Here is a 15,814-nt window from a genome sequence, read left to right as displayed (position 1 = left end):
GGGGGTGACGTGCGGCATACTTGTGAGTGCAAGGGGCGCCGCGGATGGATTCAGGGGACCAGTCAGCGGCGCCCCCTCATGCTTCCGGAGGGGACACCGGACCGCACGACGAAGGGCGTCACGACCACCACGGTCGTGACGCCCTTCGTCGTGCGTGTCAGCCGAGCAGCTGCTGGGCCGCCTCCGGCGAGGAGTCGGCGAGGAAGGTGCGGCAGCGCTGCTCCTCCTCGGTCTCCTCGATCTCGCCGGCCGCCTGGGACAGGGCCGCAAGGGCCCGCAGGAAGCCGCGGTTGGGCTCGTGCGACCACGGCACCGGTCCCTGGCCCTTCCACCCGGAGCGGCGCAGCGCGTCCAGCCCGCGGTGGTAGCCCGTACGGGCGTAGGCGTAGCCCTCGATGCTGCGGCCGCCGTCGAGCGACCGCTCGGCCAGGACGGCCCACGGCAGGGAGGACGAAGGGAGGTCCGCCGCCACGGTCGTGGGGTCCTCGCCCGCGTCGATCCGCGCCGCGGCCGGGTCCTCGGGGAGCTTGGTCTCGGGGATGCTCAGCAGGTTGTCCATCAGGCCTTCACCGACGTCCCGGCGGAGCGCAGGTTCTCGCAGGCCTCGACGACGCGGGCCGCCATCGACGCCTCCGCCTCCTTGCCCCAGGCCCGTGGGTCGTACTGCTTCTTGTTGCCGACCTCACCGTCGATCTTCAGGACCCCGGTGTAGTTCTCCAGCATCCAGCCGGCGACCGGGCGGGTGAAGGCGTACTGCGTGTCGGTGTCGACGTTCATCTTGACGACGCCGTAGTCGACTGCGTCGGAGATCTCCTGCGGGGTCGAGCCCGAGCCACCGTGGAAGACGAGGTCGAGCGGACGGCTGCCGGCGTCCTTGCCGTACTTCTCGCTCACCGCGTCCTGGCACTGCTTGAGGATCTCGGGGCGGAGCTTGACGTTGCCCGGCTTGTACACGCCGTGCACGTTGCCGAAGGTCAGCGCGGCCATGTACCGGCCCTTCTCGCCGAGCCCGAGCGCCTTGACCATGTCGAGGGTGTCGCCGGGGGTGGTGTAGAGCTTGTCGTTGATGTCGTTGGCGACACCGTCCTCCTCGCCGCCGACCACACCGATCTCGACCTCGAGGATGATGTCGGCCGCGGCGGCGAGCTCGAGCAGCTCCTCGGCGATGGCGAGGTTCTCGTGCAGCTCGACGGCCGAGCCGTCCCACATGTGCGACTGGAAGATCGGCAGGCCGGTCTTGTCGCGACGCTCCTTGCTCGCGGCGAGGAGCGGACGCACGAAGCCGTCGAGCTTGTCCTTGGGGCAGTGGTCGGTGTGCAGGGCGATGTTGACGTCGTAGTTCTTCGCCACCTCCTGCGCGTACGCGGCGAGCGCGAGCGAGCCGGTGACCATGTCCTTGATCGTCGGGCCGGAGAGGTACTCCCCGCCGCCGGTCGAGACCTGGACGATCCCGTCGCTCCCGGCCTCTGCGAAGCCGCGGATGGCGGCGTTGAGCGTCTGGCTCGAGGTCACGTTGATGGCGGGGTAGGCGAACGACCCGGCCTTCGCGCGATCGAGCATGTCGCGGTAGACGTCCGGAGTAGCGATGGGCATGACGGCCTCCTGGCGTGCTGGGGTGGTCTTGTCGATGATCCTCGCAGATCATCGGCGGCAGGGGCGATGGGGTCGCAACCCTACGCGCGGGTACGACGTGCACTTGCGGGAGGGACGCGAACGAGCATCGCCAAACCAGAGGAATCCGCGTCCGCCATACATCAGTAGTGCCCGTCGTACTCGCGGGTAACTCTAGGGTCGGTCTCGTCCTCGCGTCCGGCGAGCCGGATCTGCCGGTGGAACTCCTCGAGCAGGCTCACCGGGCCGAGCGCTGCCAGGTGATGATCCGCTCCAGCGCCTCGCCGATCGCCTCGGGACCGGCGGCCAGGGACAGGCGCACGCAGTGACGGCCGTCGACCGGGTCGAAGTCGGTCCCGGGCGTGAGCGCGACGCCGGTCTCCTCGAGCAGGGCGGTCGCGTACTCGCGCGAGTCGGCGAAGGGGGCGAGGGCCTCACCGAGGTCCGCCCAGTAGTAGAACGCCCCGTCGGCGGGTGCCGAGTCCCCCCAGCCCAGCTCGGGCGCGCGGGCCAGCAACACCTCGCGGGCCTCGGCGAAGTCGACGAGTGCCGCCTCGCACTCGGCGTAGGTCTCCTCGGTGAAGGCCTCGACCGCCGCCTCCTGCGCCGCGGCCGGCGGGCACAGCGCGATGTTTCCGGCGAGCGCGTCGACCGCCGCGCGCAGGTCCTGCGGCACGAGCAGCCAGCCCAGGCGCCACCCGGTCATCCCCCAGTACTTGCTGAAGGAGGAGACGACGATGGCGTGCTCGTCGACCTCCCGGGCGCAGACCCCCTTCGCGTCCGGGCTGTCGGGGTCGGCGTAGGTGACGCCGTGGTAGATCTCGTCGCTGACCAGCCGCACGCCGTGCGCGGCGCACCACGCGGCGATCGCCGTCAGCTCGCCGCGGTCGACCATCGTTCCCGTGGGGTTGGCCGGCGAGGCGAGGACCAGCCCGGCGAGGGGCGCCTCGGCGTGGGCGGCCTCCAGCTGCGCGACCGTCGGCTGGTAGCGCTCGACCGGGCCGGTCGGCAGGTCGACGACCTCGCAACCGAGCCCCGCGAGGATGTTGCGGTAGGCCGGGTAGCCCGGGCGGGCGAGCGCGACGCGGTCGCCGTGGTCGAAGGCGGCGAGGAAGGCCAGGACGAACCCGCCGGACGAGCCCGTCGTCACCGCCACCTCCCCCGGGTCGAGGTCGAGGCCGTACCAGCGGGAGTAGTGCCCGGCGATGGCGGAGCGAAGGGAGGCGGTCCCCAGCGCGGGCGTGTAGCCCAGCGACCGTCGCTCGGTGTGGATCCGGGCGGCCGCGGCGTGCACGGCAGCCGGTGCGCCCCGGCTCGGCTCGCCCGCGCACAGCGAGATGACCTCGCGGCCCTCGGCGCGCATGGCCGCCACGCGGGCGAGCACGTCCATGACCTCGAAGGGCGCGACCTCGGAACGACGGGACGGTGCAGGGCTCATGGCTCGATCGTGGCAGTCGACGTCCGGCGTCGGGTCAGTGGCCCGCTGCGAGCGCGCCCGCGAAGCCGAGCATCGCCGCGCCGGTGCCGCCGTCGATGCCACGCCGCACCCGGACCCGCTGGATCGCCCCGCGGGCGAGCTGGGCGGCGAGGACGATCGCGAAGAGCACGACCGCGCCCAGGGCGGTCAGCGTGAGGGCGTAGGCGATGAAGGTGCCCGTCCCGGCCCCGGGGGCGAGGAACTGCGGCAGCACCGCGAGGTTGAACAGCAGCACCTTGGGGTTGGTGATGTTGCACAGGAAGCCCGTGGCGAGCGCCCGCCACGGACGCTCGACCGGCCCCTTCAGCTCGCCCACGGCCCAGGCGCCCTCGGTGGCGGCGGCCGACCGCAGGGCGGTGACCCCGAGGAAGAGCAGGTAGGCGACGCCGACCCAGCGGATCGTCTGGAAGAGGGGCTCGACGTGCGCGACGACCGCGCCCAGCCCCGCGGCGGCGAGCACACCCTGCACGACGCCGGCCGCACAGATCCCCACGGCAGTCCACGCACCGCGGACGCGGCCCCCGACGACCGAGTTGCGCAGGGTCAGGAGCGTGTCGGGTCCCGGCGCGACGGCCACGACCGCGGCGAAGGCGACGAAGGTCAGGTACTGGCTCACCCGTCGATGGTACGGGCGAGGAGCCGGGGCCGACAGGTCCATTCGGACGGCGGACGCCTACGCCTCGCGCACGCCCTGACCGAAGTGGTGCCGCCGCACCCACGCGTGCATGGCGATCGCCGCGGCCGCACCGGCGTTCATCGACCGGGTCGAGCCGAACTGGCTGATCTCGAGGACGTCGTCGCACGCGGCGAGCATCTCCGGGGAGATCCCCGGCCCCTCCTGGCCGAAGACGAGGACGCACTCCCGCGGCAGGTCGTACGTCTCGAGCGGGACCGAGCCGGGGACATTGTCGATGCCGATGAGGCGAAGGGGGGTCCCCCCTTCGCCCGCCGTGCTCGTCCACTCCACGAGGTCGGCGACGGACGGGTGGTGGTGCTCGACCTGGTAGCGATCGGTGACCATCGCGCCGCGCCGGTTCCACCGCCGCTTGCCGACGATGTGGAAGGCCGCGGCGCCCATCGCGTTGGCGGTGCGCACGACGGAGCCGATGTTGAAGTCGTGCTCCCAGTTCTCGATCGCGACGTGGAAGGCGTGCCGCCGGGAGGCGAGGTCTGCGGTGATGGCCTCGTGGGACCAGTAGCGGTAGCGGTCCTCGACGTTGCGCCGGTCACCCCCGCGCAGCAGCTCCGGGTCCAGCCGCGGGTCCTGCGGCCACTCCCCCGGCCACGGCCCCACCCCGTGGCTCACAGGATCTGCCGAGGGAGCACCCGTAGCCTTGTCCTGATCATCCGGGGTGCCCACGAGCCCCCACCGTAGACGCCACTGCCTCGGAAAGGCCTCATGAACACGATCGTCGAGTGGGTCCTCGACCTCATGGAACGGATCGGGGGCCCCGGCATCGCGCTGGCCATCTTCCTCGAGAACGTCTTCCCGCCGATCCCGAGCGAGGTCGTGCTGCCGCTCGCGGGCTTCACCGCCTCGCAGGGGAAGTACTCACCGGTCGAGGCCGTGCTGTGGGCGACGCTCGGCTCGGTCGTCGGCGCGATGCTGCTCTACGGCATCGGTGCCGCCCTGGGCCTGGACCGGTTGCGCCTCATCGCGAAGAGGATGCCGCTCGTGGACGTCGCTGACGTGGACAAGGCGGACGTGTGGTTCGACCGGCACGGACCGAAGGCGGTCTTCTTCGGGCGCTTCATCCCCGGGGTGCGCAGCCTCATCTCCGTCCCTGCGGGTATCGACGGCATGCCGGTGACGATCTTCCTCGGGTACACGACCGCCGGGTCGCTGCTGTGGAACTCGCTCTTCGTCACGATCGGCTACCAGCTCGGCGGCCGCTACCACCTCGTCGAGCAGTACATGGACCCGATCAGCAAGGTCGTCTACGCCCTGATCATCATCGCCGTGCTGGCCACCCTCGCGTGGATGGTCCGCCGCTCGATGCGCCGCCGCCGGGACCCGGACGACGACATCGACCTCGAGACGGACTGACCCGGCCCCACCCTTCGCAACTGCTTAGGCTCCTGCAGCCCACCCTTCGCAACTGCTTAGGCTCCTGCAACCCCCAAGCCTCTCCTTGCGCAACTGCTTAGGCTCCTGCGAAGGGGGCGGGCCGCGTCAGCGGGGGCCGTGGCCGAGGACGAGCGTGGCCAGCTGGGTGCGTGAGCGCACGCCGGTCTTGCGGTAGATCCGGGTCAGGCTGCCCTCGACGGTCTTGACGCTCAGGTGCAGGCGCTGGGCGATCTCGCGGTTGCTCGCGCCCTCGGCGACGAGCCCGGCGACCTGCTGCTCGGTGAGGGTGAGGTCGCCGAGCGGGTCGGCGGTGCCCTCCGGCTCCTCGAGCTCGAGAGTGTGCAGCGCGGCGCCCTCGGGGAAGCGCGCGTTGACCCACTCCGCCCACGGCACCGCGTGCAGCGGCCGCAGCACCTCGCGGGCCCGGGCCGCGGCCTCGCGGCTGCGGCCACCGCGGCGGGCGCGGCGCTCGATGTGCGCCAGGGTGACGAGGGAGCGGGCCAGCTCGATGGGCAGTCGGTGCTCCTCCGCGGCGGTGATGGAGCGCGTCGCCAGCGTGCGCGCGGTGTCCAGGTCGCCGCGGGCGGCGGCGATCTCCGCGGCGGCCCGGTCGGCGGCGGCGGCCACGCCGGGGGCACCCATCCCATCGTCGAGACCGGCGCGCACCTCGGCGAGCAGGCCGTCGGCCTCGTCGACCTCGCCGCCGAGCACCAGTGCCGTCACGGCGTCGGTGTGCCACCGGACGGAGGTCAGGTCGCGGATCCCGGAGTCGGCGTCCAGGCGACGCAGCTCCCGGTAGACCCCGACCGCGCCCTCGAGGTCGTCGAGGTGCAGCAGCGCGAGGCCGAGGTGGGCGAGGTGGCGCCGCAGGTAGCGCTGGTCGCGCTCGCGGCGAGCGAGGTCGACGCCGCGCGAGCTGACGACGCGGGTGCGCTCGAAGGTGCCGCCGACGCTCTCGGCGATCTCCTCGATGAACCACGTGGTCGCCACCGGGGTGTCGAAGTGCGTCGCCGCGCGGGTGGCGCGGCCGGCGAGCTCGAGGGCCTCGCGACCACGGCCCTGCCGCGCGACGACCTCGACGAGCGAGCGCAGCACGTGCACGGTGTCGTAGCCGGCGTCGGGACCGACATCGGCGAGCATGTCGACGAAGGCCGCGCGCGCCCGGCGCAGGTCGTCGTCGTGGAGCGAGAAGCGTGCCGCGATGTAGCGCGCGGAGGTGTGCACCTGGCCGGGCCTCGGGTCACCCGCGAGCGCCGCCGCCTCCTCCATCAGCCGGCGGGCGTCCGGGTCGCCGAGGGTCCGGCCGACCGCGGCCCCCACGGTCAGGGCGTCGACCTCGATGTCGGTGCGGCCGGCGCGCCGGGCCAGCTCGACCGCGCGGCCGGCGGTGTCCATGGCGGAGCGCAGGTCGTTGCTGCCGGCGAGGAGGCGGGCGCGCTGCAGGTGCACGCGGGCCTGCAGCGTCGGGTCGTCGCGGGACTCGTACAGGGCGGCGACGAGGATCTCGTCGGGGGCGCTGTCCCCGAGCTCGACGAGAGCGAGCTTGGCGCGCACGGACAGGCTGGGCTCGGTCAGGTCCGCTGCGGCACGGGTGGCCCGGTGCAGCACCCGGGTCTCCTTGCCGATGACGGCGTTCTCCAGGCTGAGGGTGAGCCACTCGTCCCGCTCGGGCGTCCCGGCGTCCGCAGCCAGCAGGTACAGCTGGGCGGCGAGGTCGTGCTCGCCCCTGGAGGCGCACCCGGTCGCGGCGGCGGCGAGGTCGGCGGGGGTCGTCCCGGTGTCGCCGGCGAGGGCGAGGTGGTACCGGGTCAGGCCCTCGCTGTCGGCGTGCTCGGCGAGCTCGCGGTGCAGGGCGATCAGCTCGTCGCTGTCCACGGACTCCAGGAGGACGTCGCCGAGGGCCTCAGGGGTGAGTCGTAGGTACTCGTCCTCGGTGACGAGCAGGCCGAGGGCCCGGGCCGCGCGGATGCTCGCAACGGCGGTCTCGCCGCCGATGCGCTGGAGTATCGCCGTCGTCGGCTGGTGCATCGCCGCAACCCGCTGGAGGGTGGCGCGCACCGGCTCGGTCAGCCCGTGGACGCGGGCGCGCGCGAGGCCACCCAGCTGGCGGGCCGCCTCCTCGGGAGGGAGTCCGTCGACGGCCGCGGCGATCTCGCGGGCCAGGCCGGGGTTGCCGCCGGACTCGCGGTGCGCCCACAGGGCGGTGTCGGTCGGCACGTCGTGCGCGGCGAGCAGCTCGACCGTGTCGGCCGCCGCGAAGGGCTGCAGGTCCACGTGCAGCAGCGACAGCTCCCGGGCCGTGACCGTGCGCGGGTGCCCCGTCGTCGGATCGACCTCCGCCGGACCGACGGCCACGAGGGCGCCAAAGGCGCCGGGTCCCAGGGAGCGCGAGGCCGCGGCCCGCAGCGCCGCCAGGCTCACCGCATCCAGGTGCTGCGCGTCGTCGAGGACGAGGACGAAGGGGGCCGTGGCCGCCTGGGCGGTGAGCAGCTCGGTGAGGGCATCGCCGAGGCGCTCCGCGGCATCGGTGGCCGGCAGCGTCCGGGGGTCGAGCAGGAGGGAGCGCATCCGGTCGGGCAGCTCGTCGAGGGTCGCCTGAGGGAACGCGGCGGCGACGACCGAGACCCCGTGGCCGGGCACACCCCGGCGCTGCAGCCGCACGCTGATCGGGTGCGGGACGCCGGCGGTGACCGCGGCGAGGAAGGTGCTGCGCCCCATGCCGCGGGGACCGTGGACGGCGACGGCCTGTCCCTCCAGGACCCGGGCCGTCACCGACGTGATGAGGCGGGTGCGACCCACCGGGTCGTTGGTACCCGACGGAAGATGCCGCATTGCCAGGTTCAATGCACCCTCCTCATCGACGTTCGTGTCCCAAACGTAACCCGGCGAGATGAATACGGAGGGGTGGGACCCCCTTCGCGGTCCTGGCGGGTGCGCCCACGACCGCGTGCCGGGGTCAGCGCGGTGACATCACGTCCGTGCCGAGGAAGGGGCGCAGCGCCTCCGGCACGCGCACGGAGCCGTCGGCCTGCTGGTGGTTCTCCAGGAGGGCGACGATCGGGCGGGTGCTGGTGATCGCGGTGCCGTTGAGCGTGGCGAGCGTGCGGGTGCCCGAGCCCTGCGGGTCGCGCTCGCGGATGTCCAGACGGCGCGCCTGGAAGGTCGTGCAGTTGCTCGTCGAGGTCAGCTCGCGGTACTTCGCCTGGGTCGGCACCCACGCCTCGCAGTCGTACTTGCGCGACGCCGGGCCGCCGAGGTCACCGGCGGCGACGTCGATGACGCGGTAGGGCAGCTCGAGGGCGTCGAGGACGCGGCGCTCGATGCGCAGCAGGTTCTCGTGCTCGGCGACGGCGTCCTCCGGGCGGCAGAAGACGAACATCTCGGTCTTCTGGAACTGGTGGACGCGGAAGATGCCGCGGGTGTCCTTGCCGTAGCTGCCGGCCTCGCGGCGGTAGCAGGTGGAGGTGGCGGCGTAGCGCAGCGGCCCGTCGCTCAGGTCGAGGATCTCGTCCGCGTGGAAGCCGGCGAGCGCGACCTCGGAGGTCCCGGTGAGGTACAGGTCGTCGGCGGGCAGCTGGTAGACCTCGTCGTCGTGCTCGTCGAGGAAGCCGGCCCCCGCCATCGTCTCCGCACGCACGAGGTTGGGCACGACGAGCGGGGTGAAGCCCTCCTCGGTCGCGATCTGCTGCGCCAGACCCATCAGCGCCCACTCCAGGCGCGCACCGATGCCCTTGAGGTAGTAGAAGCGGCTGCCGCTGACCTTCGCCCCGCGCTCCATGTCGATCGCACCGAGCAGCTCGCCGAGCGCGAGGTGGTCCCTGGGCTCGAAGCCCTCCGCCGCGAAGTCGCGCGCGGTCCCGACCTCCGTCAGGAGCGCGAAGTCGTCCTCACCACCGGCGGGCACGCCCTCCTGGATGACATTGCCGATGGCGCGAAGGGAGGTGTCCAGCTCTCCCTTCGCCGCATCGGCTGCGGCCTCGAGCTCCTTGACGCGGGCGGACATGGCAGCGCCCTTCTCCCGCAGGGAGTTCGCCTCGGTCTCGAGGGCGGGGAGGTCGGCGCTGTCGGCATCGCTCTTGCGCAGCTTGTTCAGTCGACCCATGACGGGCCCGAGCTCCTTGCTCGCGGCCTTCTGCTCCGCGCGGGCGGACTCGAAGGCCCCGATCGCGGTGCGGCGCCGCTCGTCGGCGGCGAGAACCGCGTCGACGAGGGAAGGGTCCTCGCCGCGGGCACGCTGGCTCGCTCGGACGGTGTCGGGCTGGTCGCGCAGGAACTTGAGGTCGATCACGCCTCGCAGGATATCCGCGACGGCGCCCGGGTCCGCGCCCGCCGTGGGCACTCCGTCCGTCCCGGCCCGGGGGGCAACCCTGCGGTAACGTCACCGCCGTGTCTGACTGGACCCTGCTGGCCCTCGCCGTGGCCCTCTGCCTCATCCTCATCGGCATCGCCGTCGCGCTCGTGCTCACGGGCCCGGGCACGCGTCGCGGGCGCGACGCGCGGTCCCGTCCGGAGCGCAGCAGCTTCCGGCGCGGCGGGGAGAAGAGGACACCCCGGCGTGCGGGGATCATCATCAACCCGACGAAGTTCGACGACGTCGCCGCCGTCCGGCAGGAGCTGACCGAGGCCAGCCGTGCCCTCGACTGGGCCGAGCCCCTCTTCATCGAGACCACGATCGACGACCCGGGGACCGGCCAGGCGCGGGTGGCCATCGAGGAAGGTGTGGACGTCGTCTGCCCACTCGGCGGTGACGGCACGATCCGGGCCGTGGCCGTCGCCCTGGCGGGCACGCGGACCCCAATGGGGCTGCTGCCCCGCGGCACCGGGAACCTGCTGGCCCGCAACCTCGACATCCCCTTCGGCACCGACATCACCGAGGCCCTGCGGGTCGCCTGCAGCGGGCGCAACAAGTCGATCGACGTCGGATGGCTCGAGCTCGACCCCGTCGAGGAACCGGCGACCGAGGACACGGGCCAGGCGGAGGAGCCGATCGAGGGCCCGCCGGTGGACCGGCACCCTTTCCTCGTCATGGCCGGCATGGGTCTCGACGCGGAGATCATGAGCGGCACCAGCGAGGAGCTGAAGAACAAGGTCGGTTGGACCGCCTACTTCGTCACCGGGGGCCGCAAGCTCTTCGTCAAGCGGTTCCGCGTGCGGTGGAGCATCGACGGGCAGGAGCAGCCGGAGGTGCGCGCCCGCACGATCCTCTTCGGCAACTGCGGCACGCTGCAGGGCGGCCTCCAGCTCCTCCCCGACGCGGCGTACGACGACGGCCTGCTCGATGCGGTCGTCGTGGCCCCCAAGACGATCCTCGGGTGGGGATCGGTCGCCGTGCGCGTCATCGGCCGCTCCCGCAAGGATGCCGCCGAGCTCATCCGCACCTCCGGCCGGACCTACACGGCAGAGGTCGACGAGCCGCGCCCCGTCCAGGTCGATGGCGACGTCATCGGTGAGGCCTCCCGCATGCGACTGACGGTCGACCACCAGGCGGTCATCGTCCGGGTCGCCGGGACGGACTAGGTCGCTGCCCGCCTCCAGTTTCTCGGGTCACCCGATAAACCCCTGCTTCGCAAGGGTCCCCTACTCATGCAGAGCGGGGGTTTCTCTTGCAGAGTCGGACCCCGGTACCGTCAGTTCCGGAGGCGCTCGACCGCCTCGTCGACCAGCTCCTCCGGGGAGTGGCGCACGTCGAGCACGAATCCGTCCTCGTCGGGCTCGAGGTCCTCGAGGTCGTCGAACTGCGACTGCAGGAGCGACTCGGGCATGAAGTGTCCGCGGCGCCCCTCCATCCGGTCCACGATCACCTCGAAGGGGCCGTGCGCGTGGACGAAGACCACGCGGTGCCCATCCTCGAGGGCGGCCACGTCCCGACGCAGCACGTTGCGGTAGGCGCGCTTGAGGGCGGAGCAGGTGATGACGGTGTCCTCCCCCGCCGTGGCGCGCTCGGCCATCCACGCGGCGAGGTCGCGCAACCACGGGGCGCGGTCCTCGTCGTCCAGCGGGATGCCGCGGGTCATCTTGTCGATGTTGGCCTGCGGGTGGAACTCGTCCGCCTCCGCGAAGGTCCAGCCCAGCCGCTCGGCGACCCCCTCGGCCACGGTCGACTTGCCGCTGCCGGAGACGCCCATGACGACGACGTGCGTCGTCACGTCAGGACACCGGGCCGAGCAGGAAGGTGAGCATGGGTCCGATGGTACCGATGAGGGTCTCCACGACGATGACGTCCGACGGCTCATCGCCCGGCAGCGCACTGTGGTGTGCCCGACATGGACGCTCGTTGGCCGGTGACGCGGGCTCTGCCAGAATCCGCACCATGGGGACAGAGCGCGCCGGAGGGCTGCACCACAGTGTGCTGGCCAAGGTCGGCGCCGACCTCACGCACGGGCGCGTCGTCGCCGGCGACGTGATGTCGATGGAGCAGATCGAGGAGCGCTACGGCGTCTCCCGCACGGTCGTGCGCGAGGTGGTCAAGGTCCTCGAGTCCGTCGGGGTCGCCACCTCACGCCGCCGCGTGGGCGTGACCTTCCAGCCGGAGAGCTCCTGGGAGGCGCTGAGCCCGGTCATCATCCACTGGCGCCTCGAGGGCCCCCAGCGGCTTGACCAGCTGCGCGAGGTCAGCGAGCTGCGCCGCGGCATCGAGCCCCAGGCGGCCTGGTTGGCCGCCCAGCGCGCCGACGCGGACGAGACGGCCCGGCTGCGGGCCGCCGCGCAGGGCATGGCCGATGCCGGGCCCCGGGGCGACCTGCAGGGGTACCTGGCCCACGACATCGAGTTCCACCGCAGCCTGCTGGCGGCGTCCGGCAATGCGCTGCTGGTGAGCTTCGCCCCCTTCGTCGAGGAGGCGCTGCGCGGCCGCACCGACCACGACCTCATGCCCGAGGTCCCCGAGCAGCGGGCCATCGACTGGCACGTCGAGGTGGCTGCGGCGGTCACGGAGGGCCGGGCAGAGCTCGCGGAGGAGACGATGCGGCTGATCCTCTCCGAGGCGCAGCAGGCGATGGACGACCTCGGCTCCCGGGGCGATGCCTGACCTTCATCAGCCTCCGGGCGTGTCGGTGATGACCTCGCGGTGACCTTCCCGCGTCTGCAGCAGCGATGCCGCGGCGTCGTCGAGGAGCACGGTCACCTGCGGGTGCTGCTGCAGCGCGGTCACCGGGACCCTCTCCGTGACCGGTCCCTCGACGAGTTCCCGGACGGCCCGGGCCTTGCGCTCCCCCGTGGCGATGAGCACGAGGTGCCCTGCCTCGAGGATCGTGCCCACGCCCTGGGTGATGCAGCGGTGCGGCACCGCGTCGACGTCGTCGCCGAAGAACCGGGCGTTGTCCCGCCGGGTCCGCTCGGCGAGCGTCGTCTCGCGGGTGCGGGAGGAGAAGGACGAGCCGGGCTCGTTGAACGCGATGTGACCGTTGGCGCCGACGCCGAGGATCTGCATGTCGATGCCGCCGGCCGCCGCGATCTGCTCCTCGTAGGCGAGGCCGCAGGCGCTCGCATCGACGCTGCCGCAGTCGGGGCCGATCACGTTGGCCCCGTCGATGTCGACGAGCCGGACGAAGTCGCGCTCGATGACCTCGCGGTAGGACTGCGGGTGACCCGACGGGAGACCGAGGTACTCGTCGAGGAGGAAGGCGCGGCACCTGCGCAGGCTGAGCCGACCGGCGGCGACCCGCCGGCCCAGCTCCTGGTACACGCGAAGGGGGCTGGACCCGGTCGCGAGGCCGAGCACGGCCTCGGGGTCGTCCAGGACGTGCTGGGCCACCGAGTCGGCGCCCAGCCGCGCGACCTGCTCCCGGTCAGACGCGATGATGATCTCCACCCGGTGACCGTAGCGCTGCGCGCGGAGGCGATCGAGCGGGCGTCGAGCGGGTGGGCGACTCGTCGTCCGGTCAGTCGAGCAAGCCGGCCCGCTCGACGAGCACGGCCAGCTGTGCTCGGGAGCCGACGCCGAGCTTGGCCTCCGCACTGCGCAGGTGGGTCTTGATCGTCGACTCGGCGAGGTGCAGCTCGGTGGCGACCATCACCGTCGTCGCGCCGTCCGCGAGCCGGACACAGATCTCGCGCTCCCGCTCGCTGAGGGTCGCAACGAGTCGTGCGGCCTGCTCGCGGCGTCCGCCCGTGTCGCCATTGCGCACATGGGTGACGACGTGCTGCGCCGACTGCGGGGAGAAGGGGGCGTGACCGGCGGCTGCGTCCCGGACTGCGCGGGTGATCTCGTCCGGGCCGGCCGTCTTGAGCAGGAAGCCGTTGGCGCCGGCCTGCACCGCCTTCAGCGGCAGGTCATCCAGGTCCCAGGTGGTCAGCAGGACCACCTTCGGGGACGGGTCGAGTCGCCGGATCTCCCGGGTGGTGCTGATGCCGTCGAGCTCGCCCATGCGGTAGTCGAGGAGCACGACGTCGGGTCGGTGGGCGTGGATCGCCGGCACGGCCTCCTCCCCGGAGCCGATATCGGCGACGACGAGCAGGTCCGGCGAGGCCTCCAGCATGTAGCGCAGCCCGGAGCGCACGAGCGGGTCGTCGTCGACGAGGAGGACGCGGATTGGGGTGGCGGTCACGGCGCGGTCCTTTCGGTCGCGGCGGGGAACCGCCAGGGCAGCCGAACCGCCGTGCGCAGCACGCCCTGGTCGTCGACGTGGACGTGTGCCTCGCCGCCGACCTGGGCGACCCGCTCGTGCAGCCCGGTGAGGCCGTTGCCCTTGACCAGGGGACCGGAGTCGAGGCGATGGTTGGCCGCCTCGATCGTCACGCCGAGGTCGGGCCGGGCCTGCACCACGAGACGCACCCCGGCGCCCGGGGCGTGGCGGCGGGCGTTGGTCAGCAGCTCCTGGACGACGCGGTAGGCGGTCTGGCCGAGCGCCGGGTCGAGCGTGGACGCGCCATCGATCATCACGGTGGCCACGAGGTGCATGCCGTGGGCGACTGTCTCGTCGACGAGCGCCGGGATCGCGTCGATCCCGGGGACGGCCTCGGCGAGGTCCGGGTCGTCGGGTCGGCGCAACACCTCGAGCAACGAGCGCAGGTCCGCGGAGGTCTGTGCCGCGGACTCGCGCACGAGGCTGGCCGACCCCGCCAGCCGGTCGTCCCGGTCGCGGGTCTGCGCCTCGAGGGCGCCGGCGTGGATCGACAGGAGGGACAACCGGTGCCCGATGACGTCGTGGACCTCGCGCGCGATGCGCTCGCGCTCGGCCTGCCGGGCGACCTCGTCCGAGAGCTCGGCGGCGACGACCCGGTGCCCCTCCCCACTCGCCCGGCTCTGTGACAACTCACGGCGCAACCACCCGATGCCGATGAAGGCCGCCATGACGACGGCGGTGATGATCACCGGGGCCCACCACTCGAAGGCCCCCATGACCGTGCCCTCCTCGCTGGAGAACCAGAGCCACCAGAAGGAGCCCTCGGACGAGATCCCGCGAGTGTCCCGCCACGTGGCTGCGAAGGTGGCCGCGGCCACGAAGGTCGTGGACACGGCGACCAGTCGCCAGCTGGAGCGGATCCACACCTGTAGGAGGGCGACCAGGGCCACAAGTGGGTCGAGCGGGGTCGCAAGGATCAGGACCGAGGAGCCGATCGCGATCTGCCACGGCCAGCGCCGGCGCCACCACAGCAGGATGATCAGGCCGAGGCCGAGGACCCAGAGCAGGACCCACCAGTCACCGGCGACGGCATCGGGGGACCTGCCGGCAGCACGATCGGCTCGGGCCTCCCCTGCGTCCACGGCGAAGGTGACGCTCGCGAGGCAGGCGAGGCTCCACAGCACCGAGCGCCACCACGTGGCGCGGGCCCACCCCTTCACCTGCTCCCTCAGGTCCATGGGCCGCATCGTATGGGCCACCGAGGACAACCGGTTCATCCCTTCGGTCATCGAGGTCGAACCGTTCGGTCGAGGCGGCGCACCCCGGCCGAGCGGTTGCATCTGCGGTGACAACGAACGAGGACACAGGAGTCGGACCATGAGCCAGCAGCCCCCGCAGTCGCCCCAGTGGCAGCCCACCAACCCGCCCGTCCCGCCGGTCAGGCAGAGCTGGTTCGCCCGGCACAAGGCCCTGTCCGTCGCCCTGGGGGTCACGCTGCTGGTCGTCGTGATCTGCTGCGGCGCGGGCGTGGCCACGATGGCCGGTGGTGACTCGACGACCGGGACGGGCAGCGAGACCTCGCAGGCCGCCGAGGGCTCGGAGGAGACCACCACGGAGGACGCCACCGGGGAGACCACGACGACGGAGGAGACGGAGCCGGCCCCCGCCGAGGAGGCCACCGAGGGCCAGGCCACCGAGGACGAGGCGGAGGCACCCGCCGGTGAGATGACCACCGAGCAGGAGAACGCGGTCCGCGCGGCGGAGAACTACCTGGAGCTCATGCCCTTCTCCAAGGAGGGCCTCATCGAGCAGTTGTCCTCGCCTGCCGGCGACGACTACCCGCAGGACGTGGCCACGTTCGCGGTGGAGCACATCGAGTCCGACGTCGACTGGAACGAGCAGGCCGTCAAGGCCGCAGAGAGCTACCTGGACCTCATGTCCTTCTCCCGCTCCGGCCTGATCGAGCAGCTGACCTCGGACGCCGGCGACGGTTACACCCGCGAGCAGGCCGAGTACGCGGCCGACCAGGTCGGCCTGTAGAGACCTCCGGGGGGAGGGGCGAAGGGGGTGGCTGCGGCCACCCCCTTCGCGCTG

General features: G+C 72.4%; 16 protein-coding genes. 4 read left to right on the top strand and 12 right to left on the bottom strand.

From position 1 onward, the window contains the following. Positions 1 to 157: 157 nt before the first annotated feature. From PVE36_RS00930 to PVE36_RS00910, 5 genes are all read right to left on the bottom strand, one after another. Positions 158 to 559: a DUF3151 domain-containing protein gene (locus tag PVE36_RS00930; protein WP_277238647.1), complete on the bottom strand. Its 402-nt coding sequence runs from the start codon at positions 557 to 559 to the stop codon at positions 158 to 160. After that, positions 559 to 1,593: a class II fructose-bisphosphate aldolase gene (gene fbaA / locus PVE36_RS00925; RefSeq protein ID WP_277453998.1), complete on the bottom strand. Its 1,035-nt coding sequence runs from the start codon at positions 1,591 to 1,593 to the stop codon at positions 559 to 561. The genes PVE36_RS00930 and fbaA overlap by 1 nt, the downstream gene beginning before the upstream one ends. Positions 1,594 to 1,849: 256 nt before the next feature. After that, the gene (locus PVE36_RS00920; RefSeq protein ID WP_277453995.1) at positions 1,850 to 3,049 is read right to left on the bottom strand and encodes an aminotransferase class I/II-fold pyridoxal phosphate-dependent enzyme; all 1,200 of its coding nucleotides are present in this window, start codon (positions 3,047 to 3,049) and stop codon (positions 1,850 to 1,852) included. 34 nt (positions 3,050 to 3,083) lie between these two features. After that, a complete protein-coding gene (locus tag PVE36_RS00915) occupies positions 3,084 to 3,704 on the bottom strand; it encodes a LysE family translocator (protein WP_277453993.1) in 621 nt (206 codons plus the stop codon). 57 nt (positions 3,705 to 3,761) lie between these two features. Further along, entirely contained in the window at positions 3,762 to 4,394 is a 633-nt protein-coding gene (locus tag PVE36_RS00910; RefSeq protein ID WP_277453992.1) for a TrmH family RNA methyltransferase, read from the bottom strand. A gap of 93 nt (positions 4,395 to 4,487) precedes the next feature. Here PVE36_RS00910 and PVE36_RS00905 point away from each other — a divergent pair, with 93 nt between their 5' ends. Beyond that, positions 4,488 to 5,135 carry a DedA family protein gene (locus PVE36_RS00905; RefSeq protein ID WP_277453991.1) on the top strand — a complete coding sequence of 216 codons (648 nt, stop codon included), beginning with the start codon at positions 4,488 to 4,490 and terminating at the stop codon, positions 5,133 to 5,135. A 126-nt stretch (positions 5,136 to 5,261) separates the two neighbouring features. On the opposite strand, the gene PVE36_RS00900 is transcribed toward PVE36_RS00905, so the two are convergent. Together PVE36_RS00900 and serS are read right to left on the bottom strand one after the other, a co-directional pair. Next, the gene (locus PVE36_RS00900; protein WP_277453990.1) at positions 5,262 to 7,955 is read right to left on the bottom strand and encodes a LuxR C-terminal-related transcriptional regulator; all 2,694 of its coding nucleotides are present in this window, start codon (positions 7,953 to 7,955) and stop codon (positions 5,262 to 5,264) included. Between the two features lie 157 nt (positions 7,956 to 8,112). Next, positions 8,113 to 9,444 carry a serine--tRNA ligase gene (gene serS, locus PVE36_RS00895; protein ID WP_277453989.1) on the bottom strand — a complete coding sequence of 444 codons (1,332 nt, stop codon included), beginning with the start codon at positions 9,442 to 9,444 and terminating at the stop codon, positions 8,113 to 8,115. Between the two features lie 98 nt (positions 9,445 to 9,542). Between serS and PVE36_RS00890 the strand changes: the two genes are divergently transcribed. Then, a complete protein-coding gene (locus PVE36_RS00890; protein WP_277453988.1) occupies positions 9,543 to 10,673 on the top strand; it encodes a diacylglycerol kinase family protein in 1,131 nt (376 codons plus the stop codon). Positions 10,674 to 10,783: 110 nt separating this feature from the next. Here PVE36_RS00890 and PVE36_RS00885 read toward each other — a convergent pair whose 3' ends face one another. Together PVE36_RS00885 and PVE36_RS00880 are read right to left on the bottom strand one after the other, a co-directional pair. After that, a complete protein-coding gene (locus PVE36_RS00885; RefSeq protein ID WP_277453987.1) occupies positions 10,784 to 11,302 on the bottom strand; it encodes a gluconokinase in 519 nt (172 codons plus the stop codon). A 1-nt stretch (position 11,303) separates the two neighbouring features. Continuing rightward, complete coding sequence (locus PVE36_RS00880; RefSeq protein ID WP_277453986.1) at positions 11,304 to 11,468, bottom strand: hypothetical protein; 165 nt, start codon at positions 11,466 to 11,468, stop codon at positions 11,304 to 11,306. On the opposite strand from PVE36_RS00880, the gene PVE36_RS00875 reads away from it, so the two are divergent. Continuing rightward, positions 11,467 to 12,183 carry an FCD domain-containing protein gene (locus PVE36_RS00875; protein WP_277453985.1) on the top strand — a complete coding sequence of 239 codons (717 nt, stop codon included), beginning with the start codon at positions 11,467 to 11,469 and terminating at the stop codon, positions 12,181 to 12,183. The two genes, PVE36_RS00880 and PVE36_RS00875, sit on opposite strands and share 2 nt — an antisense overlap. 6 nt (positions 12,184 to 12,189) lie before the next feature. Here the strand turns inward: PVE36_RS00875 and nagB are convergent, their stop codons facing one another. The 3 genes from nagB to PVE36_RS00860 form a co-directional block, all read right to left on the bottom strand. After that, the gene (gene nagB / locus PVE36_RS00870; RefSeq protein ID WP_277453983.1) at positions 12,190 to 12,966 is read right to left on the bottom strand and encodes a glucosamine-6-phosphate deaminase; all 777 of its coding nucleotides are present in this window, start codon (positions 12,964 to 12,966) and stop codon (positions 12,190 to 12,192) included. 70 nt (positions 12,967 to 13,036) lie between these two features. Next, positions 13,037 to 13,702: a response regulator transcription factor gene (locus PVE36_RS00865; RefSeq protein ID WP_277453982.1), complete on the bottom strand. Its 666-nt coding sequence runs from the start codon at positions 13,700 to 13,702 to the stop codon at positions 13,037 to 13,039. Further along, positions 13,699 to 14,958 (bottom strand): histidine kinase, encoded by a 1,260-nt coding sequence (locus PVE36_RS00860; RefSeq protein WP_277453980.1) that lies wholly within the window; start codon positions 14,956 to 14,958, stop codon positions 13,699 to 13,701. The genes PVE36_RS00865 and PVE36_RS00860 overlap by 4 nt, the downstream gene beginning before the upstream one ends. Before the next feature lie 139 nt (positions 14,959 to 15,097). Between PVE36_RS00860 and PVE36_RS00855 the strand changes: the two genes are divergently transcribed. After that, on the top strand, positions 15,098 to 15,760 hold the full coding sequence (locus PVE36_RS00855; RefSeq protein ID WP_277453979.1) for an Ltp family lipoprotein: 663 nt from the start codon (positions 15,098 to 15,100) through the stop codon (positions 15,758 to 15,760). Positions 15,761 to 15,814: the final 54 nt, after the last annotated feature.

It is taken from the genome of Janibacter sp. DB-40, assembly GCF_029510815.1.
Taxonomy (GTDB): domain Bacteria; phylum Actinomycetota; class Actinomycetes; order Actinomycetales; family Dermatophilaceae; genus Janibacter.
Note: the sequence above shows the minus strand (reverse complement) of the source record. Positions and strands in the feature narration are given on the sequence as shown.